At 63.3% G+C, this 23,500-nt stretch carries 21 protein-coding genes, 1 pseudogene and 1 riboswitch; of the genes and pseudogenes, 11 read left to right on the forward strand and 11 right to left on the reverse strand.

The window, feature by feature from the left end; genetic code table 11:
- Positions 1-118 precede the first annotated feature (118 nt).
- Positions 119-1,174, forward strand: coding sequence for an Lrp/AsnC family transcriptional regulator (locus ABD742_RS00840; RefSeq protein ID WP_234754694.1), 1,056 nt, complete (start codon positions 119-121; stop codon positions 1,172-1,174).
- Between the two features lie 35 nt (positions 1,175-1,209).
- Here ABD742_RS00840 and ABD742_RS00845 read toward each other — a convergent pair whose 3' ends face one another.
- Genes ABD742_RS00845 through ABD742_RS00860 form a run of 4 tightly spaced genes read right to left on the reverse strand, consistent with a single transcriptional unit; the run spans position 1,210 to position 7,136 of the window.
- Positions 1,210-2,640, reverse strand: coding sequence for an amidase (locus ABD742_RS00845; protein ID WP_234754695.1), 1,431 nt, complete (start codon positions 2,638-2,640; stop codon positions 1,210-1,212).
- The gene (locus ABD742_RS00850; RefSeq protein WP_344786899.1) at positions 2,637-4,043 is read right to left on the reverse strand and encodes an amidohydrolase family protein; all 1,407 of its coding nucleotides are present in this window, start codon (positions 4,041-4,043) and stop codon (positions 2,637-2,639) included. The genes ABD742_RS00845 and ABD742_RS00850 overlap by 4 nt, the downstream gene beginning before the upstream one ends.
- 8 nt (positions 4,044-4,051) lie before the next feature.
- Positions 4,052-5,683 carry an amidase gene (locus ABD742_RS00855; protein ID WP_234754706.1) on the reverse strand — a complete coding sequence of 544 codons (1,632 nt, stop codon included), beginning with the start codon at positions 5,681-5,683 and terminating at the stop codon, positions 4,052-4,054.
- A gap of 40 nt (positions 5,684-5,723) precedes the next feature.
- Positions 5,724-7,136: an MFS transporter gene (locus ABD742_RS00860; protein ID WP_234754708.1), complete on the reverse strand. Its 1,413-nt coding sequence runs from the start codon at positions 7,134-7,136 to the stop codon at positions 5,724-5,726.
- A gap of 133 nt (positions 7,137-7,269) precedes the next feature.
- Between ABD742_RS00860 and ABD742_RS00865 the strand changes: the two genes are divergently transcribed.
- Both ABD742_RS00865 and ABD742_RS00870 read left to right on the forward strand, forming a co-directional pair.
- Positions 7,270-8,172: a LysR family transcriptional regulator gene (locus ABD742_RS00865; protein ID WP_234754710.1), complete on the forward strand. Its 903-nt coding sequence runs from the start codon at positions 7,270-7,272 to the stop codon at positions 8,170-8,172.
- A 224-nt stretch (positions 8,173-8,396) separates the two neighbouring features.
- On the forward strand, positions 8,397-9,896 hold the full coding sequence (locus tag ABD742_RS00870) for an MFS transporter (RefSeq protein ID WP_234754712.1): 1,500 nt from the start codon (positions 8,397-8,399) through the stop codon (positions 9,894-9,896).
- Here ABD742_RS00870 and ABD742_RS00875 read toward each other — a convergent pair.
- Positions 9,893-10,567 (reverse strand): SAM-dependent methyltransferase, encoded by a 675-nt coding sequence (locus ABD742_RS00875; RefSeq protein WP_234754714.1) that lies wholly within the window; start codon positions 10,565-10,567, stop codon positions 9,893-9,895. The genes ABD742_RS00870 and ABD742_RS00875 overlap by 4 nt on opposite strands.
- A 328-nt stretch (positions 10,568-10,895) precedes the next feature.
- Between ABD742_RS00875 and ABD742_RS00880 the strand changes: the two genes are divergently transcribed.
- Positions 10,896-12,620 carry a DEAD/DEAH box helicase gene (locus ABD742_RS00880; protein ID WP_234754716.1) on the forward strand — a complete coding sequence of 575 codons (1,725 nt, stop codon included), beginning with the start codon at positions 10,896-10,898 and terminating at the stop codon, positions 12,618-12,620.
- A 217-nt stretch (positions 12,621-12,837) separates the two neighbouring features.
- On the opposite strand, the gene ABD742_RS00885 is transcribed toward ABD742_RS00880, so the two are convergent.
- From ABD742_RS00885 to ABD742_RS00905, 5 genes are all read right to left on the reverse strand, one after another.
- Positions 12,838-13,488: an MBL fold metallo-hydrolase gene (locus ABD742_RS00885; protein ID WP_234754718.1), complete on the reverse strand. Its 651-nt coding sequence runs from the start codon at positions 13,486-13,488 to the stop codon at positions 12,838-12,840.
- Between the two features lie 36 nt (positions 13,489-13,524).
- The gene (locus ABD742_RS00890) at positions 13,525-14,544 is read right to left on the reverse strand and encodes an aldo/keto reductase (RefSeq protein ID WP_234754720.1); all 1,020 of its coding nucleotides are present in this window, start codon (positions 14,542-14,544) and stop codon (positions 13,525-13,527) included.
- Positions 14,545-14,613: 69 nt separating this feature from the next.
- Positions 14,614-14,976 carry a DMT family transporter gene (locus ABD742_RS00895; protein WP_234754721.1) on the reverse strand — a complete coding sequence of 121 codons (363 nt, stop codon included), beginning with the start codon at positions 14,974-14,976 and terminating at the stop codon, positions 14,614-14,616.
- 2 nt (positions 14,977-14,978) lie between these two features.
- Positions 14,979-15,293, reverse strand: a complete 315-nt coding sequence (locus tag ABD742_RS00900) for a DMT family transporter (protein WP_234754723.1) — start codon at positions 15,291-15,293, stop codon at positions 14,979-14,981.
- A 9-nt stretch (positions 15,294-15,302) separates the two neighbouring features.
- Positions 15,303-15,368, reverse strand: a riboswitch (guanidine-III (ykkC-III) riboswitch).
- A 147-nt stretch (positions 15,369-15,515) separates the two neighbouring features.
- On the reverse strand, positions 15,516-16,160 hold the full coding sequence (locus tag ABD742_RS00905) for a HutD/Ves family protein (protein WP_234754724.1): 645 nt from the start codon (positions 16,158-16,160) through the stop codon (positions 15,516-15,518).
- Positions 16,161-16,293: 133 nt separating this feature from the next.
- Between ABD742_RS00905 and ABD742_RS00910 the strand changes: the two genes are divergently transcribed.
- The 7 genes and pseudogenes from ABD742_RS00910 (at position 16,294) to poxB (ending at position 21,765) form a co-directional block, all read left to right on the forward strand.
- The gene (locus tag ABD742_RS00910) at positions 16,294-16,890 is read left to right on the forward strand and encodes a phosphoribosylanthranilate isomerase (RefSeq protein ID WP_234754726.1); all 597 of its coding nucleotides are present in this window, start codon (positions 16,294-16,296) and stop codon (positions 16,888-16,890) included.
- Between the two features lie 128 nt (positions 16,891-17,018).
- Positions 17,019-17,198 (forward strand): annotated as a pseudogene (locus tag ABD742_RS00915) (ArsR/SmtB family transcription factor); the annotation flags it as partial.
- Between the two features lie 56 nt (positions 17,199-17,254).
- A complete protein-coding gene (locus ABD742_RS00920; protein WP_234754728.1) occupies positions 17,255-17,716 on the forward strand; it encodes an SRPBCC family protein in 462 nt (153 codons plus the stop codon).
- Positions 17,717-17,855: 139 nt separating this feature from the next.
- On the forward strand, positions 17,856-18,332 hold the full coding sequence (locus tag ABD742_RS00925; RefSeq protein ID WP_234754731.1) for a hypothetical protein: 477 nt from the start codon (positions 17,856-17,858) through the stop codon (positions 18,330-18,332).
- A gap of 64 nt (positions 18,333-18,396) precedes the next feature.
- Complete coding sequence (locus ABD742_RS00930; protein WP_234754733.1) at positions 18,397-19,473, forward strand: ATP-dependent DNA ligase; 1,077 nt, start codon at positions 18,397-18,399, stop codon at positions 19,471-19,473.
- A gap of 64 nt (positions 19,474-19,537) precedes the next feature.
- Complete coding sequence (locus ABD742_RS00935; protein ID WP_234754734.1) at positions 19,538-19,939, forward strand: YccF domain-containing protein; 402 nt, start codon at positions 19,538-19,540, stop codon at positions 19,937-19,939.
- An 89-nt stretch (positions 19,940-20,028) separates the two neighbouring features.
- Entirely contained in the window at positions 20,029-21,765 is a 1,737-nt protein-coding gene (poxB, locus tag ABD742_RS00940; RefSeq protein WP_234754737.1) for a ubiquinone-dependent pyruvate dehydrogenase, read from the forward strand.
- Between the two features lie 18 nt (positions 21,766-21,783).
- Here the strand turns inward: poxB and ABD742_RS00945 are convergent, their stop codons facing one another.
- Positions 21,784-23,490 carry a sialidase family protein gene (locus ABD742_RS00945; protein ID WP_234754739.1) on the reverse strand — a complete coding sequence of 569 codons (1,707 nt, stop codon included), beginning with the start codon at positions 23,488-23,490 and terminating at the stop codon, positions 21,784-21,786.
- Between the last annotated feature and the right edge of the window lie 10 nt (positions 23,491-23,500).

Here is a 23,500-nt window from a genome sequence, read left to right on the forward strand (position 1 = left end):
GGTAGGTATCCATAGCCATTGTGGAGTGATTAGCCTCACAATCTTCTAAAGCCCTGAAAAAATTCAAGATCATGCCAGAATTAACAAGAATCATGCATCACCAAGGAGAGGATCGCTGATGGAACTCAGTGAAGAGGACCTCCGGCTGATCAATGCCCTCCAGATCTCGCCGCGGATCAGTTGGTCCGACGCCGCCGAGGTCCTGGACGTCCACGCAACCACGTTGGCCTCCCGATGGGACCGCCTGCGAGAGTCCGGAGCTGCCTGGACCACGGCGCACCTCATGGGCGACCCCAAGCACGCCTGCCTTGCCCTGTTGGACGTGGACTGCGAAATGCACCTCAGGCCCGAGGTCACGGCCGCGCTCGCGGCGATTCCGGAGATCATCACGGTTGAGGAGGCGGCCAGCAACCGGGACCTCATGCTCACCGTGATCACCCAGGACCTGGGCGAATTCAGCAGCCGGCTATTGCCCCAGCTCAAGGAAATCCGGGGACTCACCAAGTACCGGACCTCGCTCTGCACCCGCATCCACACAAGCGGCTATGCGTGGCGGCTCAACGTCCTGAGCCGGGCGGAGCAGCAGGCGCTGCGCGCCCTCGCCGGGCCGGAAGCGCTCAATCCGTCCGCCCCCTACGCTCAGGTCACCCCGCTGCCTGAGAGCCATATGGCACTCTTTCCGTTCCTCGCCCGGGATGGAAGGGCGTCCGCCGCGGAAATCGCACGTGCATTGGGACGTCACCCTGCCACGGTCCAGCGGCAGCTCGGCCGGGTGCTCGCGAGCCGGATGCTGTCCTTCCGCTGCGAAATCGCCCAGCAATTCTCCGGCTATCCCATGACGTGCCAGTGGTTCGCGAATGTTCCAGCAGGCCAGCATGAAGCCGCGGCCGCCGAGCTGCGGGCCGTCAGGAACGTCAGGTTCACGGCCTCCACTACCGGCAGCACCAACTTTGTGATCATCATGTGGCTGCGCTCGCTGGCCGAGGTCATGGAGATGGAACTCGCCATCCAGCAGCGGATTCCCGGCATCGAACTCGTCGAGAGCGTCGTGATGCTGAGCACGGCCAAGCGGGTCGGCTGGATGCTGAACCCGGACTCGACGGCGACTGGCGCCGTCGTGCCGACCGCCGCCGGTGAGATGCTGCCCGCAATCGAATGGACGACGACGGCGTGACTCACCGGGCCGGGTAGGTGTGCGGCGTCGGAGCGCTATCCAGGGCCTCCATATTGGAAGCTGTGATCCCAGGGATGCGCTTGCTCAAATGCCTGCGCGACGTCCAGCAATGTATCGTCAGCAAAATGCCGGCCACTGACTTGCACACCCACTGGAAGCCCGTTGCGGGTACGTCCCACCGGGATGCTGACCGAAGGCTGCCCTGTGAGGTTGGAGAGAAATGCGAACGGTGACCATTGGCGTCCGTCAGCAATTCCACAGTCTCCATCCTCGGGAAATCGCATCCCGACAGGAAATGCCGGAGTGGCTGTGGTAGGCGTTAGGAGAACGTCGTGGAGTTCACCAAACCTTCGCATGGTGTCATAGACGATCTGTCGATTCCTCCGCGCCCGTGTCAGCTCATCACCGGTCCACTGTCGATCAACAAGCTCCCGGATATCCGGAGAAACAGTCACATGATCTGCGAGTTTGCGAAGTTCCTCAAGGTCCGTGTCCATCGCCACTGTTGCCGCAAATATTTCCCGGAGATCCGGCAATGCCGGCAACTGAGGGGACGCTTCCCGGACGATCCATGACTGCCGCGAAGCCACCGCCCTAACGGCCGCCTCGACTATCTCGGCCACTTCGGAGTCAACCTCCGCCCCGGCAAGACTTGGGCTGTACCCAAGGACGAGATCTCTTTGCCGGGATGTTCCGTGTCCCATGTCCAGCGGTACGGAATGCCGATCCCGAACATCCACCCCGGCAATAACCGACATGACCAGTGCGCTGTCAGCGACTGTGCGCGTGATCGGCCCGATGCATTCAAGCGATTCCCAGCTATTTAGACCAGTTCTGAGTGGCAGGCGCGACGACGGGTACAACGGGACCACGCCGAATGTGGGCTTTAGTGCAAAAACGCCACATATGGCTGCCGGAACCCTCAAAGATCCGCCGCCATCACTACCCAGCGCTATCGATCCCATGCCCGCGGCGACGGCGGCTGCGGCACCCCCCGATGAGCCCGCCGCCGTCATGCCAACATCCCACGGGTTGCGTGTCGGGCCGAACAGCTCGTTATCTGTGACGACGCCGTATCCCAACTCTCGAGTATTCGTCTTGCCGATCAGTATGCCTCCGGCCTCGCGGAGCCTTGCCACCGAGATTTCGTCCTGATCCGGAACCCAGTCCTGATGGGCCAAACTTCCCAGTGTTGTACGCAACCCCTTTGTGGGGATGAGGTCCTTCACCGAAAATGGTACGCCGTGCAGTGGACCGGTCGGCTCCCCCGCCGCTTGCCTGCGGTCTGCGGCCCGGGCCTCATCCAATGCTTGATCATTCATGGTGACATAGGCGTTCAGCCTCGGGTTGACGTCAGCGATCCGCTCCAGGACGGCGGTGGTCAGCATTTCTGCGGACCACCGGCCTTCCCGGACTCCGTCAGCCTGTTCAACCGCCGAGAGCTGCCAAAGGATGGCTTTTCTCACGTGGCCTTCTGCCCCGGAGCCAGCTGCATGAGATTCTCGGCCTTCCTCGGCAGATAACTGCCGTAGCCAGGTTCCTGAGCCAAAGAACCGTCCACCAAGAGCGCGCGCCCACGGAGGAAGGAGTGTGTAGGCCATCCCGTAACTGAGCGGTTCTCGTAAAGGCTGTACGTCGCACCCGTGTGCTGCGTACGAGCCTGAATTGTCTCCGTCCGCTTGGGATCGATAATGACCAAATCAGCGTCGGATCCTACTTGGATTGCCCCCTTCTTGGGGTAGAGCCCATAGATTTTCGCAGGATTACTGCTCAGAACGGCAGCAAGCTCCGCCGGATCCAGGCCCCGGCGACTGACCATCTCATCAAACATGATGGGCAGCAGGGTCTCAGTTCCAGGCGCACCGTAGGGTTCTGCGAAAATGTCTGTCGTCTCCGTCAGGCTTTCACGATCACGCGGTGCATGATCGCTTGCGACCACAGAAAGCGTTGCGTCAGAAAGTGCTTGCCAAAGACTGTCGTTGTCGAAGGCCGTCCGCAAAGGCGGCCCAACTTTCGCCAAAGGACCCCGGGCGATGAGGTCGTCATTAGTCAGGGTGAGATACTTCGGACAAGTCTCCCCCCACGCCCTCTGCCCGGCCTTCTGTGCCTCCCGCAGTGCCCGGATGGCGCCGCTCGTTGTCATATGAAGAACGTAGAGCGGGCAATCCATCACCGCGGCGTAAGTCAACGCCCTGATGGTTCCCAGATCCTCTGCTGCTGCCGGTTCCGCTGCCGCGAAATCGCTGATGGCGGTCTTGCCTGCTGCGCGGCTTCCCGCAATAAGGTGGCCGATCATCTCCCCGTCTTCAGCGTGCACCATGGCAAGGCCACCGGCGTCGCGGATCAAACCCAAGCCGCGGAGCAAAAGATTGTCGGGCATCATGATTCCCATGTCCTTATAGGACATAAAGAACTTGACCGAGGCGCTTCCCAGCACCATCAGCTTGGGAATTTCCTTGTCCAGGTCGTGCTCAGGTCGCACAATCGTGTGAAGTCCGAAATCTATAACCGATGTACGGCTGCCTAGGTCGATAAAATGCTCGATGGCATCCGACGGAGCCATGTCGATTGGTGCCCGAATTTGGGTAATGGCCGTTGTTACGCCTCCAAAGGCCGCGGAACGATGACTGTCCCCGATTTCATCTGAGTGATCCGTCCAGGTCCTACAATGCACATGCGAATCAATAGCGCCGGGAAGAACGATTCGATCTACGGCTGACACAACATTCTTCGCTGCCATCTGGCTTAGATCCGGTTCCACCGCGGCGATCGTTTCGCCTCGGATTCCGATATCGGCCCGTCGGGTGCCTTCAGGGGTAACGACAGTTCCGCCGACAATGACGACGTCGAAGGGTTCGATGTTGTTCACGAGCTTGTTCACTTTCCGCCGGGAGTTACAGGGTGGTTCGGATGACGCAGATGCCAAGGCGTCTTGCTTTCGTACGCAGCACCAACGTAGAAGAGCATCGGTTCACTGTGCGGCGGTCCACACAACTGCAGCCCGACAGGGAGCCCTTCCTTCGTGAACCCGCACGGCACCGAGAGCGCAGGTAATCCCAAAGTGTTTAGAGGAGCCGCATAGCGCGTGTAAACAGTGTGAGCCGCTTCTTCGCCCCTGGATCCAGTACTGATGGAAGGGGTATCCACCGGAGCTGCGGGGACCGGCGTCGTCGGCGTTACGATGACATCCACGTCCTTCCAGACTTCCGAGAATTGGCGGGCAAAGAACCCTCGCAGCCGAGCGGCCTTGAGATACTCACTTGCCATGACCCCTCTGCCTGCTTCCTGTCGCTGTCGGATGTCCTGGCCATACTCAGTCGCTCGATCCCTGATGAGCTCCTCATGAATACTGGACGCTTCCGAAAAGGCAATAGCGCGGTGAACTGGCGCTATGGCAGCTGCGTCCGGCAATACCACCTCATGAACGGTCGCGCCTAAGCTGGCCAGCTCCGTTAGGGCCTGAAGATAAGCGCGCTGTACCCCGTCGTCCAAGCCCATCTCAAGCCAGTTAGTCGGCACGCCAATGCGTAGATCAATCCGATCCCGGGCAGACCCACGGGCCGACGCTTCTTGACAGGACATTCCATACCTCTGCCGTGCCCGACCATCCAGAAGCATGTCCGCGATACTCGCTGTACCGCTGATTGTCTGTGCCAAAACGCCCATGGTTTCGGTAGTCCACGTAAGGGGAACTACCCCGCTTCGATCCATGACACCAAATGTCGGCTTGAGACCCACGATTCCGCAGTGTGCTGCCGGAACCCTGATTGATCCTCCCGGATCAGTGCCAACCGCAGAAGAGACGAGGCCCGCAGCAACAGCGGCTCCGGCACCGCCCGCTGCCCCTCCGGCCGTGCGTGCCAGGTCCCAGGGGTTGCGCATGCTGCCATAGTGATCGTTCGTTCCGGTCGTTCCTGCTGCGAACTCCTGAGTATTGAGCTTGCCGGCGAGCATCGCTCCCTCGCCTTTCAACCGCTTCCAAGCCGCCGCATCTCTGTCAGGAACGAAATCACGCAGAATACTCGATCCCGCAGTCGTAGGGATCCCGGACGTGCAGACCATGTCCTGCAGTCCTATGGGGATGCCTTTCAAAAGACCGCCCGAATCACCGAAATCAGTCTGGGGATCAAGGGTTACGCGGATAAAGGCGTTGAGGGAAGAGTCCCACGTGTCTATCTGGTAGGAGAAGGCCTTTATCACCTCGGAGCGCGTCAGGACACCCCGCGCCGTAAGGTCGGCCAGCACATGTCCGGGAATCCAGGGAAGGCCGTCGAGATCTGGTTCCCGGGCTTCGTCGGTCCGGGAACCGGGGAGCTCAACCGGATCGGGCCGATAAGCCGATGCTTTCACAGGATCGAAGATCAGCGGTGGCGGGTCATCAAAGAGATTGGTAGGACCATGGCCCTGCAGGCTGGCCGCGACCGCATCCAGCAAGTCCCCGGCACCCTCTGCGGTGACGTAGTCGAGATTTGGGTTGAGCCATTGAAGTAATTCCGCTCGTGGTTTCAAGGGTCCTCGTAGTTGTTGGTTTGGCTGCTTCACGGCTGCCTCAGTGCATCGGGACAAGGGACTCCTCGACCTCCTCCTCCGTGTTCTTACCGATCGGCTCCCACTTGACGATCGCAAGAGCAATCAGACCCACCACGGGGGCGATAACAAGAGTGAACAGTGTTCCGTAAAGACCAAACGTTGCGAGAAGAATGGGTACCAGGAACAGTGCGGTAAGGCTTCCCGTGCGGTTGGCCGCTTGGGAAAGACCAGCGCCTGCACCGCGGATTTGCGTGGGGTACGACAAAGCCGAGAAGGATTGGGCAGTCGAGCCGGGGCCGAAGGTGTGGAAGCCAATGAAGAGCGCCAGGAGTGCAACCCCGAGCAGAGCCGGCAGCGACTGACCCCAGATTCCGAGAATGACGAGGATAACGCCGACAGCGCCGAAGCCAACGATAGAGAGCCTCCGCAAGCCCAGACGGTTGACCATCGAGCCGGCGAGTAGCGCTCCTACCAATCCGCATGCGTTGGCAGCAATTGACGCCGTGAGAGAAACGTCGACGCTCTTGGAGATGAAAGAGAAAACGATCAATGGCAGGTAAAAGCCGACAGAGGAGAACTGAACGCTTTGGGCCGCGCTGATGAGGACGATGAGGATACTGCGGTTCCGGTACTGCTTGGCGAACAGCATCTTCATGACCTTGAAGAATCCGGGTGAGTCCTTAGCTTCGATGATGTTGAGTGCAGCATTCTTATCCACGGAATAAGGGCGGTTGTTCATTTTGCTCAGAATTCGTGCCGCCTCGGGAAGATCGCCGCGGTTTGCTGCCCACATGGGGCTTTCCGACATGTACTTGAACCGCAGGGCAAGGATAACGATGGCGGGTACAGCGCCCAGGCCAACTGCCCAGCGCCAGAGTTCAGTTCCGACGCCGGCGTGGTTCATGCCGAGTGCGACGAGGAGCCCGACGATGGTGGCGGCGGACCACATGGCCGCTGCCGATTCAACCCATTTGCCCTTCTTCTTCACGGCCATGAATTCAGCGAGGAATGCCATCGCGACGGGCACGTCCAGCCCGACGCCTATCCCGATGAGGAGGCGGAAAAACACGAGCGTCCCGTAGTTGGGCGATAGAGCTGCACCGATCGTGGCGACGACGAACAGCAGTATATTCACCATGAACATCTTCAGCCGGCCGAAGCGATCGACAAAGTAGCCGCCTGAGAAGGCTCCCAGGATGGCTCCAAAGGCCATGACTGCAGTAACTAGGCCCAAAGTCTGGGCATCGAGATGGAACTCCTGCTGAAGTTGGACAGAACCTGCGCTCAGGCTGGTGAAGTCGTAGGCGTCGATAAAGAAACCGCCAAGTGCGATGGTGCCGATCATCCGCGTTCGGCCTCCCAGCCGGGGGGTCTCATTGACTTCGCGGACAACATCGTCCTTCGAGCGAATGATTGTTGCTTCAGTGGGCATAGCCTCTCCTATGTTTGGCCGGGCACCGTGATCAAAGGGGGAATCTGAACGGTGGCGGCTGTTTGATCTACTGAACCGCATTACTTGCCCTCCTGGTAGCCTATTTTTCTTTCGATACCCATAGGATTTGTCTATGGACCTCCGAGGGCTTCAATACTTCGTCTCCTCAGCAGATGCGGGGAGTTTCACCGCCGCGGCGGATGTGCTGTACGTCAGCCAACCGTCTCTCTCGGAGGGCATCCGGCGATTGGAACGCGAACTCGCAACGCCCCTTTTCCATCGAGTGGGCAAGGGAGTTGTGCTGACCGAGTCCGGTCTTGTTCTTCTTCCGATGGCCCGAAACCTTCTTCGGGACCTGGACGAAGCGCGCGAAGCGATGGTTGCCCTTAAGGGGCTCCAGGGCGGCCACGTTCGTCTAACCTCGCCTCCCGGTCTTAGTGTCGACCCGCTCGCCCAGATTGTTGGCAGATTTCGCGATAAGTACCCCGCCGTAACGTTGTCCATGCTGCCTGCAGAGGACGGCAACCTGGCGACTCAAGCCGTACTGTCCGCTGCATGCGAGATCGGAATTGTCGATCGTCAACCTCACTCCTCGGATCTGGTCGCGCACGTCATCGCCCGCAACGAGATCATGGTCATTTCACCACCAGGGACCGGACACGAGGAGCCCACGCAGATTCCTTTGGAAGCCCTCACTGGGCGCTCATTCATCAGCAGCCTCCCAGGAACCCGTACCCGAACAGTTCTGAATGAAGCGAGGGAGAGCGGGATCGATCTCAGGATCGTCGTTGAAACTCCACACCGTGAAGCCGTTGTGCCCTTGGTCCTGGAAGGGGTCGGAAGCGCGTTTGTTACCAGCTCTGTAGCCCGGGAAGCCCAGAAACAAGGAGCCGTCGCGTCCGCGTTGCAACCACAGATCAGTTACGACGTTTACCTCATCCACCGCTCAAAGCCACTCACACGAGCGGCCGCCGCGTTCGTTAGCCATGCCCTTCTCTTAAGCTCCACCACAATGCCTCAAACACCGGAAACCTAGCGCTAACTCCTGACCCATGCCTTCAATTCTCCGCTGCCGCATTCGGGCTTTCCATAGGGAAGGTGGGTCGCTCAGTCCTAGGAAAACCAGGGAGCGGATGCCCGGGTTATCGCTCCACGACCCGCCGAACGCACCCGCACATGGCTTGCCCTCCTGCAGGCATGGCCGCCCGCCGCGCGCCGGCTCTGTGGCCCCAAACTCGTTTGGGCTTCTAGGCTGGGATGATGACAAGCCACGACTCAACAGCCGGCATACTGCAGCGCCCCTATCTCCTGGCGACAGCGGGTGCCTGCGCGTTGGTCTTCCTTGCAGCTTTCGAATCCATGGCCGTCACCACCATCATGCCGCTGGTGAGCCGCGAGCTGGACGGTGCCGGCCTCTATGCATTGGCGTTCGCCGGACCGCTCGCCACTGGCGTGATCGGGATGGTGGCCGCAGGGAACTGGGCGGACAGGCGCGGTCCGTCCGCCCCGCTGTACGCATCCGTGGCGCTGTTCGCGGCCGGACTGCTCATCGCCGGTACCTCGGTTTCCATGCCGATACTCGTGGCCGGCAGGCTGGTCCAAGGCCTCGGCGGCGGAGCCATGACCGTGGCGCTGTATGTGGTGATCGCCCGGGTCTATCCCGCCAGGTTGCACGCCCAAGTCTTTGCTGCGTTCTCGGCGGCCTGGGTCATTCCCTCGATGATCGGTCCCTTCGCCGCCGGCGTGGTTGCCCAGTTGAGCAGCTGGCACTGGGTGTTCCTCGGCGTCGTCGGCCTCGTGGTTCCGGCCTTGGCAATGATCCTCCCCGCCATGCGGGGCGTGCGGTCCACGCCGGACGCGCGGAACGCGGCCCCGCGGGAGGCCGGCTCCCCGAAGACGGGCTCCTCGAAGGCGGCTGCCGGCGGGGCAAAGCCCGAAGGCGCCGACGTTCCCTGGGCCTTCGGCCGCATGGGATGGGCAGCGCTCGCGGCCCTTGCGGTTCTCGGCCTGAACCTCTCCGGCCACGTGCCCGGCGTCGGCTGGGTGATTGCCGCCGTCGCGCTCGTCACCGCGATGCTGGCAGTACGGCCGCTGGTTCCCCGCGGCACGCTCGGCGCGCACCGCGGACTGCCGAGCGTCATTTTGATGCGCGGAGTCGCTTCGGCCGCATTCTTCGGTACCGAGGTTTACGTGCCGTACCTCCTCACGGAGCGATACACCTTCACCCCGGCATTTGCCGGGCTCGCGCTGACTGGATCGGCAATCGCCTGGGCAGCGGCGTCCGCTGTGCAGGGCCGCATGGGTTCCAGGCTTGGCAACGCCCTGGCAGTACGGATCGGGTCGGCGCTGGTGCTCGGGTCGGTGGTAATTGTCCTCGTGACCACATTGTTTTCGTGGCCCGCCGCGGTGGCGATTGCTGGTTGGCTGTTCGCGGGCGCCGGGATGGGCCTGATGTACCCACGCTTGAGCGTCATGACCCTGGCCCTTTCCAAGCCCGAGGACCAAGGCTTCAACAGTTCGGCAATGTCCATCGCCGATTCCCTCGGCGGTGCCCTCTCGCTCGCCGTGACGGGACTCGTCTTCAGTGCGCTGACGACGACGGCGGCTTCCTTCGCGGGAGTGTTCGCGCTGACGTCGACCATCGCCGTCGTCGGACTCATCATTGCGCCGCGGGTTGCTGTCCGGCGGCCCTCGGGTGCTGAAAGCGTGGACGGTGCGGAGGCGCACCGCGCCGCCGAGGCGGACGACGTGCGGGCCTAGGACGTTCGCGTGGCCCGGAGAACGCTGTCGATGGTGGTGGCGTGTTGGCCATCCGGACCCGTCACCGCGCGTTCCCGGGAATCAGCAACATTGATCCTCCACGAGCCCGGGCCGCGCGTGAGCGCCTCGACTAAGTCCTCGGGAGTGAAGAACTTGTCCTTCATATCCTTGTGCCCGCTCCAAGGAGTCAGGCCATCAGGATGATGCCCGACCACGAGCAAAGCGCCGCCGGGAGCCACCGCGGACGCGGCCGAGACGAGCGAATCGCACCACGGAAGAAGCGGAGAATGAAGGAATTGCGAAGACACGAGGTCGAAGCCCTTGTCAGGGCGCCAGGAGCCGAAGTTCCGTTGCAGCCACGTGATCCGGTCCTGTAGCCCGACGTCGGCGGCATGGGCTTCTGCCCGTTCAAGCGCGACGGCGGAGACGTCCACCGCGGTCACCGTCCAGCCATGCTGGGCGAGCCAGATGGCGTCTGCGCCCTCGCCGCAGCCGAGATCCAGGGCGGTGCCGGGAGCCAGGCCCTTGGCTTCCGCGATCAGCTGCGGATTGGGATTCCCGCTCCACCTCTTCGCCTTTTCCCGGTACACCTCGTCCCAAAACTGCGCCGCGTCGGCGTCGTGTTCGGGTTCGCTGTGAAGGTGGGCTCCGCCGTCGTGCTGGTGCGTCATGGCTCAAGCCTGCCCTGACGTGCCCAGGCGACGCAACGGCCGCCCAAAGGCCCCTGTGGAAAGGCCGGCGACCCGCAGATGCTAGAATGGGTTTACTTGATGTGCAGTGATGCCCGCTAGTCCCCGAATTTGGCTTAGTTCCAAATTTGGGAAGTGGGCTTTTTTCATGTGAGAGGCACATCCTGCGTCGATGAACGCGTTTTCTCTGGTCCTGGCCAGGCTTATTGCCTACCGGTCGATCACTGACTTTTTCCTCGGCGAACCCTTGGCCCAACCGGCGTCGGGGGACGATGTCCGTTGGACACCGCCAGAAAGACCCTTGAAACACATGACTACTTTTGCTGCCCTTGGCACGCCCAAGGCCATCGCCGAGTCCCTCGCTGCAGATGGCATCGAAGAAGCCTTCCCCATCCAGGTCAAGACCCTCCCGGATACGCTCGCGGGCCGCGACGTCCTGGGCCGTGGCCGCACCGGCTCCGGTAAGACCATCGCTTTCGCTATCCCGCTTGTGGCACGTCTCGCCGAGCGCGAAGCCAAGCACTTCCGCAAGCCCGGCCGCCCGATGGGACTGGTCCTCGCACCGACCCGCGAACTGGCCACCCAGATCAACGCCACCATCGAACCGCTCGCCAAGGCCATGGGCCTGAACACCACGGTCATCTACGGTGGCATCTCCCAGGCCCGCCAGGAAAAGGCGTTGCGCGCCGGCGTCGACATTGTCATCGCCTGCCCGGGCCGCCTTGAGGACCTCATCCGCCAGCGCATCCTGACCCTCGAAGCTGTCGAGATCACAGTCCTGGACGAGGCCGACCACATGGCCGATCTCGGCTTCCTCCCGGTGGTCAAGAAGCTCATGGACATGACCCCTACCCAGGGTCAGCGCCTGCTCTTCTCCGCGACGTTGGACAACGGTGTTGACAAACTGGTCAACCGTTACCTGTCCAACCCGCTGACCCACTCGGTGGATGACCCCCAGGCCGCCGTCACCACCATGGAGCACCACGTCCTGGTGGTCAACGACCAGACCGTCAAGAAGCAGCTGATCGTGGAGTTGGCCTCCGGCGCCGGCCGACGTCTGCTCTTCATGCGGACCAAGCACCACGCACGCAAGTTGGCCAAGACCCTGACCGATTGCGGCATCCCCGCCGTCGATCTCCACGGCAACCTGTCGCAGAATGCCCGTGACCGTAACCTCGCCGAGTTTGCCAGTGGCGAGGTCCGGGTCCTGGTGGCCACCGACGTCGCGGCCCGCGGCGTGCACGTCGACGACGTCGAACTCGTCATCCACGTCGACCCGCCCACAGAGCACAAGGCTTACCTGCACCGCTCCGGCCGTACGGCCCGCGCAGGTTCCGACGGCACCGTGGTCACGCTGACGCTTCCCGAGCAGCAGTCCGACGTCAAGAAGCTCATGAAGGCTGCGGGCGTCGACGTCTCGTTCGAGCGCGTCACGGCCAACTCCCCGTTGATAGCCGAGCTGGTGGGCCAGGTTGCCGACAAGGTTGATCCCCGCACCCGTGCGGCATTGCTCGCAGCGAAGACCCAGCAGCCGGGCGGCGGCACCTCCACTGGTGCCAACGCCCAGCGCAAGCGCAACCGCCGTTCCACCCAGGCTGCACCCACTGCGGGTGGCCGTGGTGGTCGCGGTGGCCGTGGCAAGGTTGCGGCCGAGCCCGTGCGCACCGACATCAACCGCGCCGATCGCCGCGCAGCAGCGAACGACGACGTCGCCCGCAGCTCACGTGGACGCGGCAACGCTGCTTCCGGTCACCGCAACGACGTTCCAGGCGCACAGGGCCAGGGTGGTCGCAGCGGACGTCCGGCAACCGGTCAGCGTGCTGCCGCCGGCAACCGCTCGGCTTCGGCTCCGCGCACCGAATCCGCTACTTCCACGCGTACCAGCGGCAACAAGTCCGTATGGTCCTCGAACACGGGTGGCAACTCCGGTGGCTCCTATGGCTCCGGCTCAGGCAACTCGGGTTCCGGCCGTCCAGCCCGCAGCGGCCCGCGCCGTGCCTCGGCTCCGGCGTCGAACGAGCGCCGCAGCCGCTAAGCCACTTTTGGTCTAGGCATTCCGCTGGACATGCTCAACGTGGGCAACGAGGAGTGGGCATATTCCTGATATGTCCACTCTCTGAACCAAGAGCAGGGCATGCTCATTGTCCGTTCGCCAGGTTCTCCGCTGGACATGCGCAACCTTGGTAGCAAGGCGTGGACATATTCCTGATATGTCCGTTCCTAGGCCCGAAGAATGAGCATGTCCCTAGGGATTACCAGCCGCGCTCGCGCCATTCCGCAAGGTGTGGCCGCTCTGCACCGAGCGTGGTCGGATCTCCATGGCCAGGATGCACCACGGTGTCATCCGGGTAGGCCTGGAACAGCCGTTCGCTCACGTCGTTCAACAGCGAAGTGAAGCGTGCGGCATCGTTCTGGGTGTTGCCAACCCCTCCCGGGAACAACGAGTCGCCGCTGAAAATGTGCGCGGGCCCTTCAGGGTCCAGGTACACGTAGGCGATTGAACCCGGAGTGTGGCCGCGCAAGTGCACCGCGGTGATGTCGAAACCGTCGAAGTTTCCCACGTCGCCATGGCGCAGCGGCACGTCCACGGGCACAGGCAGCGCGTCGGCGTCGTCCACTCCGGCCGAGGTCTTCGCGCCCGTAACTTCCACCAACCCGGGAAGCGCGCGGACGTGGTCCCAGTGCTGGTGCGTCGTGGCGATCAGGGCCAGTTTCGGCGTGGCGGTGGTGTCCGCGGCCGAGTCTTCGATCATCTGTTGGATGGCCGGAAGGTCGTCCGCGGCGTCGATCAGGAGTTGCGCGCCGCTTGCCTTGGCAGTGAGCAGATACACGTTGTTGTTCATCTCGCTGACCGAGATTCGCCGGATGGTGATGTCGCGCAGTGAATGAATGAGTGAGTCCATTCGTCCACTCTACGGAAGCTGCCTGCGGCTTACCGCCTATTCGCGGCCCTGCGAAACCCAGGTGGGATCCGCGGACCGTGAGCCGACGACGGCGTCCGCGGCGCCGTCGAGCACGTCCAGTTGGGCGGCGCTCAACTCGAGCGACAGGGCGCCCAGGTTCTCATCGATCCGGTTCGCTTTGCGCGTACCGGGGATGGGGACCACGCTGAGCTGGAGGCGGCGGCCCTGGGCGAAAAGCCAGGCCAAAGCCACTTGGGCGGGAGTTGCATCCCGGCCGGTGCTCCCGGACAGCTCGGTGGCCACGGCACGCACCGCGGCAACGACCGCCTGGTTGGCGTCGAGTGCGCCGTCGGCAAAACGGGGGATGCGGTGTCGGAAATCGTTCTCGCCGAGTTGATCGGCGCTGACGGTTCCGGTGAGGAAGCCCCGTCCAAGCGGCGAATAGGGCACGAAGCCCACACCCAGCTCTGCCGCAGTCGGGACGACGTTGCGTTCAACGTCCCGGCTCCAGATGGACCACTCGCTCTGCACGGCGGCGATCGGGTGCACGGCGTTGGCTTCCCTCAGCTCCTCGGCTGTCACTTCAGACAGGCCAAGGTGCCGGACTTTGCCTGCCCGGACAAGCTCTGCCATGGCCTCCACGGTTTCCACAATCGGAACGCGGAGGTCGCGGCGGTGCATGTAGTAGAGGTCGATGACGTCGGTGCCCAGGCGGCGGAGGCTCGCTTCCGCCGCCTGGGCCACGTACGCGGTATCTCCCCGGACATCGGTGTAGCCCTCGCGTGGGTTGCCCACGATTCCGAACTTGGTGGCCAACTGGACCTCGTCGCGGCGATCCTTCAGCAGCTTCGCGATCAGTTCCTCGTTGTCGCCCGCGCCGTAAATATCCGCGGTGTCAATGAAGCTGATGCCGGCATCCACGGCGTGATGCAGCGTCTTGAGGGATTCGGCGGGATCCACCTCGCCGTAAACGGGCGTCAGTGCCATCCCGCCGAAACCTAGGGGGCTCACGGTCAGGCCATCGCCGAGCTGTACGTTCGTGGTTTCCGGGCTCATGGTAGTTCTCCTTCGCCGAGTGTTCGTCTCATCGCTGGCAACTCCGTGGGGCGGGGGAGTATTCCGCGCTTATGGCCGGGCCGGCTCGGCCACTTCCACCGCTTCAGTGGGAAGGGCCTTCAGCCCGGCCGCGCAACCAACGATTCCCGCAATGAACAGCAGCTTGAGCGGGCTGGCCGGTTCGACGCCGGTGGCCATGGCCCAGCCGACCGTCAGTGCTGCTCCGATCCCGACCCAGACGGCGTAGGCCGTTCCCAGGGGAATCCGCTTCACTGCGATGCCGAGGCCGATCATGCTGAGGCTTGCAGTGACGGCGAAGACCACGGTGGGGAGGGCTTGGCTGAAGCCGTCGGATAGTCCGAGGGCCGTCGCCCACACAGCTTCGAGCACGGCGGAGGCCAGCAGAATGGCCCATGCAAACTTGGCGGTCATGGCTACGCCACCACCTTTAAACCGACCACGCACACACCGATCCCGGCGAGCAGGAGCAGCCGGGCCGCCGTCGGGCGCTCAACTTTGGTGATCATCGCGTAAGCGGCCGTGAGGACGACGCCGACTCCGACCCACACCGCATACGCGGTTCCGGTGGGAATGGACTGCATCGCGAAGGCCAGGCCCGCGGTGCTCGCAATCACGGTGACCAGGAAGATGGCGGAGGGGACCGGTTTGCGGAAGCCGTTGGAACGGTGGAGCGCTGCGGCCCAGACGGCCTCAAGCGCGCCGGACAGAATGAGGATTAACCACGACATGACAGATCCTTTGGCCAGTCTTGTCGCGTGCCGGGTACTGAACCGTCGTCCGGAGGTCCCTGTGCGGGCCTTGCTTCGAGGCTAGCAAAGCCCGACGCCGGGTGGCCAGCTTTGGTGGCGAGCCTCACCAAGGGACATGCGCGGTCGCGGGCCTAATCGAGGGACATGTCCAACGTTGGGGTGAGCGTGTCGGCATATTGCTGTTATGTCCAGTGCTGGGACCTAGGAGTGCGCATGCTCCACGCGGTCGATGGAGATGACGGCGATGAATCCACGGCCCAGGATTTCCGGGCTGCGGGTGTCGGAACCTACTACTGCGTCGTAGCGGGCGAGTTCGACGGATTCGGCGGTCGGTGCGGCAGCCTCCCCGTCCGAGCTGTCCGCAGGAACAGCCGTTTCCGCAGCTTCCGCGCCGGGACTAACTGAAGCCTTGCCCTCCAAAAGGAGGGCCAACTGGCCTTCGAACACGGGGTGTGCGCGCTTCTTGGAGAGCTCGACGATGGACGTGTAGCCCTTGAATTCGCCTGCCCGGGCGATCACGTTGAGGTCCCGGATGTCGCCAGTCGGGAGTGCGCTGGCAGAGGCCGCCTCGCCGGAAAACCGGAACGGCCGATACTTTTCCAAGGGGTGTTCTTCGCCGTCCACCGTAAGCAGCAGCAATTCGCCGTCGATCACCGTGATGACTCGCTCCATGCCCGGGAACGTCGAGAAATCGCCGGCCGATCCGACGTCGGCGATGCTGACCCGCCAGTCCCACGCTCCGTCTTGCGCCGACGCCGCTTTCGGATGGCTTGCGAGTTCGCGGGTCACCCCGCCTCCGTTGCGCCACGGTTCGGGTTTGAGCTCGGCAAAGCGGATGATCTCCATGCGCTCCAGCCTAGCCCGAGCCAGCCTTTGGCTGATTGAACGCTCGCGTAACATCGGTGCAACCTTGGCACGGTTCAACAATCCCGGACGCCCTTGCTAACGTCGTAGGGAGATAAACGGTTGGAGGCGCGGAATGTTCGTCAAAGTGTGTGGCTTGAGCACGCCTGAATCCGTGCAGGCCGCCGTCGAGTCCGGTGCAGACGCCGTGGGTTTCGTGCTGACGAAGAGTCCCCGCGAGGTATCGCCCGACCGTGCCCGAGACTTGCTGGTCCATGTACCGGAAGGTGTCACTGCCGTCGGGGTCTTCCGTCACGAGGCAGCCGCCGACGCCGTCGCAACCGCCCGCGAAGCCGGCCTCGAATGGGTCCAGCTGCACGGAAGCCGCTCGCCGGAAGACGTTAAGATCGTGCACGACGCCGGCATGCAGCTCATCCGGGCCGTCACCATGGGTGCCGCTCCGGACGAGTTCGGGGAGTGGGGCGAGGAACTTCTGCTGATCGACGCCGCTGTGCCGGGTTCGGGTGAGGCGTGGGACTATGCCTCGGTCCGGAAACTTGGCCTGGGTGCGCGCCACTGGTTGTTGGCTGGCGGGTTGACCCCGTCCAACGTCGGAGCCGCCGTGCTCGAAGCCGAGGCCTGGGGCGTCGACGTGTCCAGCGGCGTGGAGTCCTCGCGTGGGGTGAAGGACCTCGACCTCGTGCGCGCCTTCGTCCAAGCCGCAAAATCCTGACGTCCCCTCCGAATCGCTCGCTCACCTTTAACGCCCTTTCGCCAAACGCTCGCTCAGATGATGTGAGCGAGGGTCCGCGGTTTTGCCCTCAAAAGTGAGCGAGCGTCGCAAGAAACCCTTGACAGCCGATGTCCGCAGACCGGCTCAGTCTCATCTTCTCGGTTCTTGCCGACCCCACCCGAAGGGCCATTCTGGCCCGGCTTTCGGAGGGCGAGGCCACCGTGAACGAACTTGCCGAACCGTTCGACATCAGCCTTCCCGCCGTCTCGCGGCATCTCAAGGTCCTGGAAAACGCGGGGCTGATCAGCCTCGACGCCCACCTACGCAAGATTCAGAACGATTCAAAGGATCCAGGAGTCAAGCAATGAACACGGAACAGCACATCCTCACCATGACCCGCGAATTCGATGCCCCGCGCGAGCTCGTCTTCCAAGCCTTCGTGGACCCCGACCAGCTCGCCGCGTGGTTCGGGCCGGTGGGCGTGGATTCGCCGCGCGACCGGATAGTCGTCGACCCCCGGGTGGGCGGAGTCTGGCAGCTCGTCATGACCTGGGAGGAGGACGGCGATGCCAAGGAATCACCCATCGACGCCGTCATCACCGCGTACGATCCGCCGGCCCTGCTGGTCGCCACCCAGAAAGCAGAGCCCGACGCCGGGATCACACTTTTGCTGGAAATGCGCCTTGAGTTCGAGGTACTGGATGGCGGCCGTACGCGGCTTCATCTCACGCAGGGTCCCTTCGACTCCGACGAATGGGTGGACATGACCCGGGAGGGATGGGGCACCTCGTTTACCAAACTGGACACCTTGCTGCTGCGGGAATAGGTAAGCGGTCTAAAAGGGGGCCCGAAGTCAACTTGGAAGGCCAGGGCCCATCCGGGCTAGACTCCACGGCGGGGACAGAATGCCATTGCTCTGGAGGCCGAACGGCTCCGGAGACAGACGATCAAGCAGAATGCGACCTTTGAAAATCCTTCAGAAACGTCTCAACAGCCCTATCCGATACCTGACAGTCGCCCTCTTCGCCGCACTGGCGCTGTCCGGCTGCTCCACACAGGGAGGGGGCTCGGCCGCGGCGGGCACGCCGTCGTCCTCTTCTGCGGGCGACTCCGCAACCGCAAGCGCAAGCCCAACTCCTTCATCGGGGCCATTCGGGGGCTTCGCCTCGGCAGCCGAAATGTGCTCCACCATCTCTAAAGAAGCGACGGGAGCTTCGTTGCTGCCAATGTCCGCGGCGCAGGGAAAGACCGCCGAGCTGGAGCAATACAAGGCAGAACTCGCCGCCACGGCGGATCGCGTCCCGGACGCGCTCAAGGCTGATTTCACCAATCTCAAGGACACTGCGATCGCAGGTCTGAAAGACCAGACTGTCTACTCGCGCGGCAAGTTCGAAAAGGCGATGGCTCCCGTTACCACTTGGCTGAGCGCCAACTGCAAGTAGTCCTTTATCCACTTAAGCGAATGAACAGGTAGCGCGGTCCCGGCGCCGCGGCAAGAATGGCTTCATGCAGCTGCCAGTCATGCCCCCTGTCGCACCCATGCTTGCCAAGGCGGTTGGCGCCATCCCGGACGGCGCCATGAGCTACGAGCCTAAATGGGATGGTTTCCGCTCCGTCGTTTTTCGTGACGGTGACGACGTCGAAATCGGTAGTCGCAACGAGAAGCCCATGAACCGGTACTTCCCGGAGCTCATCGAGGCGTTGAAGGCAAACCTGCCGGAACGCTGCGTCCTCGACGGTGAGATCATCCTGGTCGGCAGCTCCGGTGACCGCTTGGACTTTGAAGCCCTCCAGCAACGCATCCATCCGGCAGCCAGCAGGGTCAAGCTGTTGTCCGAGCAGACGCCGGCGAAATTCGTGGCCTTCGACCTGCTCGCCCTTGGCGATGAGGACTTCACGGGACGGCCCTTCGCCGAACGGCGGGCAGCGCTTGAACAAGCACTTGCAGGCGCCGCCGCTCCCATCCACCTCACCGCGGCAACCCGTGACATGGGAACGGCAGAGCAGTGGTTCAACCAGTTCGAGGGCGCAGGCCTGGACGGCCTGCTCGCCAAGCCGCTCGATGGTACCTACCAACCGGACAAGCGCGTGATGTTCAAGGTCAAACACCAGCGGACCGCCGACTGCGTTGTGGCCGGCTACCGGGTTCATAAGACCGGTGACGACCTTATTGGTTCACTATTGTTGGGGCTTTATGACGACGGCGGCCGGCTATCCAACGTCGGCGTGGTGGGATCCTTCTCGATGCACAGACGCAAGGAACTGTTCGACGAACTCCAACCCCTCGTGACTGCGTTCGATGGGCATCCCTGGGCATGGGCCAAACAGGAGGAAGGCAGCCGGACACCCCGCAACGCCGAAGGCAGCCGCTGGAGCGCAGGGAAGGACCTGTCGTTCACGCCCCTGCGGCCCCAACTCGTTGTGGAAGTGGCTTACGACCATATGGAAGGGGAGCGGTTCAGGCACACCACGCAGTTCGTGCGGTGGCGGCCGGACAGGGATCCGGAGTCGTGCACCTATGAGCAGCTTGAGGAACCCGTGAAGTTCGATTTGTCAGCGGTCCTGGACACCGGGAAACGATAAATCAGGGGGATTTCAGGGCGAACCCCTAGGCCCAGTCCGCGTTCCGCAGGGGACAATGGGAGATATGAAAACGCTGCTCAACATCATCTGGCTCGTCTTCGGCGGCTTCGTTCTGGCCTTGGGTTATTTCATGGCCGGAATTGTCTGCTGCTTGTTGATCGTCACCATCCCGTGGGGCATCGCGTCGTTCCGGATTGCCTCGTACACGCTCTGGCCGTTTGGGCGCATGGTCGTGGACAAGCCCGGAGGCGGGGGAGTCTTCCCCCTCATCGGCAATGTCATCTGGTTGCTGGTTGCGGGCATTTGGATTGCGATCGGCCACGTGGTCACGGCCTTCGCCATGGCCATCACTATCATCGGGATCCCCCTGGCCATCGCCAACCTGAAGCTCATTCCGGTATCGCTCATGCCGCTGGGCAAGCAAATCGTGCCTAGCAACCGCCCGTTCGTCAGCACCTACCACTAGCTCTTCCCGCGTCGGGCATCCGGCGCCATGGACTGTTCCGGAGTAGCGTAGGCCGTGTCTGCACTGCCTCCCCTCGAAAGGAACAGTCCATGTCCGCCGCCAGGAACACCGTTGCCAAGAACATCGTCGCCACCCTCAAAGCCAACAACGTCCAGCGCGTCTACGGGATCCCCGGGGATTCGCTGAACGGATTCACGGACGCGCTGAGGGAGGAAGAGAGCATCCGTTGGGTGCATGTCCGCCACGAGGAAGCCGCGGCGTTGGCGGCCGCAGCCGAGGCCGGTCTCACTGATGAACTCGCGGTGTGCGCCGGATCCTGCGGCCCTGGCAACCTGCACCTGATCAACGGCCTCTACGACGCCAACAAGTCCAGGGTTCCCGTGTTGGCCATCGCCGCCCACATTCCCAGCGAAGAGATCGGCAGCCAGTACTTCCAGGAGACTCATCCCCAGGAGTTGTTCCGGGAGTGCAGCGTTTACGTGGAGCACGTCGCCCATCCTTCCCAGATGCCCAGGGTCCTGGAGATCGCCATGCGGACGGCGGTCGAGAGGCGAGGTGTCGCCGTCGTCGTGATTCCCGGCGACGTCGCCCTCGCGGAGTCGCAAAGCGACCGCACAGCGGTGATTCGCGCCGCCCGGCCGGAAATCCGGCCCAACCCGCAGGAGCTCGCCGAGGCAGCGGACATGCTCAACGCGGCCGGCAAAGTCACCATCCTGGCCGGCGCCGGCACTGCGGGTGCGCACGCCGAGGTCATGGCCTTGGCGGACGCGCTGGGCGCGCCGATCGTCCACGCAATGCGCGGCAAGGAGCACATCGAATACGACAACCCGTTCGACGTCGGCATGACGGGCCTTTTGGGGTTCAGTTCCGGCTATCGCGCGATGGAGAGCTGCGAGGCCTTGCTCATGCTGGGCACCGATTTTCCGTACCAGCAGTTCTACCCGGAGAGCGCCAAGATCATCCAGGTGGATATCCGGGGCGAGCAGCTTGGCAGGCGGGCCAGGATCGATCTTGGCCTTGTGGGCACGGTCAAGGACACTGCGGCTTCGCTGCTGCCCTTGATCGAGCGCAAGGGGAAACGAACACACTTGAGTACTTCGCTCAAGCACTACGCCAAGTCCCGCGCCAAACTCGACGACCTCGCCTCTCCTGCAAAGGACGGACAGCCCATCCATCCGCAGTTCGTGGGAAGGCTAGTGGACGAGTTGGCGGCACCGGATGCGGTTTTCACGTGCGACGTCGGGTCCCCCACTGTGTGGGCGGCCCGGTACCTGGGTATGAACGGCCGACGCCGGCTGCTCGGCTCGTTCAACCACGGAACCATGGCCAATGCACTGTCGCACGGAATCGGCGCGGCGGCCGCGTACCCCGGGCGCCAGGTGGTGGCACTGGCCGGCGACGGCGGCCTGACCATGCTGCTCGGCGAGCTGATCACCTTGGTGCAGAACAAGCTCCCGGTCAAAGTGGTGGTCTTCAACAACTCCTCGCTGAACTTCGTCGAGCTCGAAATGAAGGCCGCGGGGTTCGTCAATTTCGGCACGGAGCTCGAGAATCCGGACTTCGCCAAACTAGCAGAAGCTCTGGGCATCCGCGGTATCCGGGTGGACAACTCCTCCGGGCTGAAGGCGGGACTGGCTGAGGCCTTCGCCCACGACGGCCCGGCCCTCATCGACGTCCGCACGGCCCGGCAGGAACTGTCCATTCCGCCGGCAATCAGCGCCGAACAGGTCAAGGGCTTCACTCTCTACGCGATCCGGACGGTCCTCTCCGGCCGCGGCGACCAGCTCATCGACCTCGCGAAGACCAACATCCGCCAGATTTTCTAGTCGGAGCCGAGCCCCGCCCTAGTTAGCCGTCACGGCTCCCGTGCGCAGATCGAAACTGAAGCTGCGCTCGATGACCCCCGTGCCGCCGTCGTACGCCACCGCAAAAGCCAGTTCGAGCGAGTCCCGCGCCAGATCCTCCTCGGTGACCGTGTACACAGGAGTGAAGTACAGGGCTTCCGCGCCCGGTGCCAGATCCGCGGGCGGGAAGTCCGCCGGATTGGCGTGCGGTCCCAGGAGTACGACGCCGGTGGCCGGCTGGGTGCCCACGTTGCGGGCGCGTCCGGTGAAGGCGAGGATGTCCCCGGCTTTGTAGCCCGGAATGATCGGCCCGTAGTTGAGGTCCTGGGCTTCACGGGTTCCGAGGACCTGTGCCTGCTCCGCGGAGTAGCCTTGGCCCACTTCCTTCCAGGTCTGCACGTCCCAATCGCAGTCGTTCTCCGGGGAGATGACATGGAATTCGCCGGCGTTCTGCCACACAGCGGGTCGGCCGGGCGTGATGGAGCGCAGTTCCATGTGAAACTCGAGATGGTCGGACCGGAGCTGGGTTTCGGGTGCCCTGGCCGCACCCGCCGCCCCGGGGAGTTGCCCTGTCAACTGCTCCACCGGCACGGAAACGAAGACGATCTCGCGGTATCCCTGCCGCTCGTACAAGACGCCGATGTTGCCATCCGGAAGCCGCGCCGCCGTCGAGTAGGCCGAGCTCCCCTCGCACAGGACCAGCTTGGCGGGCCAGCTGGCCCCGTTGTCCGTGGACAGGCTGAGGACGGTGTTGCGTCGCAGGGAGGTGTCCTGGTTGTTGCTCGCGAGCAGCCAGCTGTTCGTGGCCGGGGTGGCCAAGGAAATCACGCTTGGCAGGCCGTCGAAGCGGACCAGAGAGCCGTTGTCGCTTGGGTCGGGGAGGTCGTCGACGGGTTCCAGTTGGCTCCACGTCTCTCCGCCGTCATTGGAGACTGCTGCCACCCGCCGGGGAGTGGCGCGCGAGTGCAGGAGGAGGCGGCCGTCGTCGAGGCACGCAGCCTTGTTCTCGTTGGGGCCGACCCCGCCCGGGCCCTTTCCGATGAGCGAACCGAGCGTCCAGTTCTCGCCGTGGTCGTCGCTGTACGCGGAAGCCGCCATGATTTCGCCGTCCGCGAGCGCCACGAACTGCTGCACCAGGCGCCCGGCGAACGGACCGGTGTGCATCTGGATTCCCTGCCCGGCAGCGGCGAAGATCCCCGTGATGCCGCGGTCGCGGGCACCGGTACTGCGGCCCAGCTTGAGCTGATCGGTGAGCCGCCGATGCTGCCAGGTGACGCCGTCGTCGTCGGAAAAGCTGACATCGCAATGCTGCACGTCGTCATCCGGTTCCAGGCCGCCTACCGCCTCGAAGAAACCGGCATGTGTCCCTGCGGCGTGGAACATGAAAATCCGCCCGGTCACGGCGTCCACCAGGAGGCTCGGATCGCCGTAGCCGTTGAGCCCCGAGCCGTTGCGGACTACCCGTTGTTCCTCCCAGCTGCGGCCACTGTCCGTGCTGCGCCGGAGCAGGAGATCGATCGGATTGGGCAGGTCGTCCAGGTTCGGCCGGCCGTCATAGGCGGCGAGCACTGTTCCCGCCGTGGAAACGGTCAGCGCGGGGATGCGGTACTGCCGGTAGCCTCCCGTGCCGCGCACCGCCAGGACGTGCTCGACGTCGGGACGGGCTTGGGGGAGTGCGGCACCATTGCGCTGGAGGTAGGAGGTCACACCTCCATGA

This window comes from Arthrobacter ramosus, from assembly GCF_039535095.1.
Taxonomy (GTDB): Bacteria; Actinomycetota; Actinomycetes; order Actinomycetales; family Micrococcaceae; genus Arthrobacter; species Arthrobacter ramosus.

Coding starts and splice junctions, on each gene's coding strand:
- ABD742_RS00905 (WP_234754724.1), bottom strand. CDS start 16,160: ATGGAGATCATCCGCTTTGCCGAGCTCAAACCCGAACCGTGGCGCAAC.
- ABD742_RS00865 (WP_234754710.1), top strand. CDS start 7,270: ATGGACCTCCGAGGGCTTCAATACTTCGTCTCCTCAGCAGATGCGGGG.
- ABD742_RS00875 (WP_234754714.1), bottom strand. CDS start 10,567: ATGACGCACCAGCACGACGGCGGAGCCCACCTTCACAGCGAACCCGAA.
- ABD742_RS00890 (WP_234754720.1), bottom strand. CDS start 14,544: ATGAGCCCGGAAACCACGAACGTACAGCTCGGCGATGGCCTGACCGTG.
- ABD742_RS00910 (WP_234754726.1), top strand. CDS start 16,294: ATGTTCGTCAAAGTGTGTGGCTTGAGCACGCCTGAATCCGTGCAGGCC.
- ABD742_RS00860 (WP_234754708.1), bottom strand. CDS start 7,136: ATGCCCACTGAAGCAACAATCATTCGCTCGAAGGACGATGTTGTCCGC.
- ABD742_RS00920 (WP_234754728.1), top strand. CDS start 17,255: ATGAACACGGAACAGCACATCCTCACCATGACCCGCGAATTCGATGCC.
- ABD742_RS00935 (WP_234754734.1), top strand. CDS start 19,538: ATGAAAACGCTGCTCAACATCATCTGGCTCGTCTTCGGCGGCTTCGTT.
- ABD742_RS00885 (WP_234754718.1), bottom strand. CDS start 13,488: ATGGACTCACTCATTCATTCACTGCGCGACATCACCATCCGGCGAATC.
- ABD742_RS00895 (WP_234754721.1), bottom strand. CDS start 14,976: ATGACCGCCAAGTTTGCATGGGCCATTCTGCTGGCCTCCGCCGTGCTC.
- ABD742_RS00900 (WP_234754723.1), bottom strand. CDS start 15,293: ATGTCGTGGTTAATCCTCATTCTGTCCGGCGCGCTTGAGGCCGTCTGG.
- ABD742_RS00930 (WP_234754733.1), top strand. CDS start 18,397: ATGCAGCTGCCAGTCATGCCCCCTGTCGCACCCATGCTTGCCAAGGCG.
- ABD742_RS00840 (WP_234754694.1), top strand. CDS start 119: ATGGAACTCAGTGAAGAGGACCTCCGGCTGATCAATGCCCTCCAGATC.
- ABD742_RS00880 (WP_234754716.1), top strand. CDS start 10,896: ATGACTACTTTTGCTGCCCTTGGCACGCCCAAGGCCATCGCCGAGTCC.
- poxB (WP_234754737.1), top strand. CDS start 20,029: ATGTCCGCCGCCAGGAACACCGTTGCCAAGAACATCGTCGCCACCCTC.
- ABD742_RS00870 (WP_234754712.1), top strand. CDS start 8,397: ATGACAAGCCACGACTCAACAGCCGGCATACTGCAGCGCCCCTATCTC.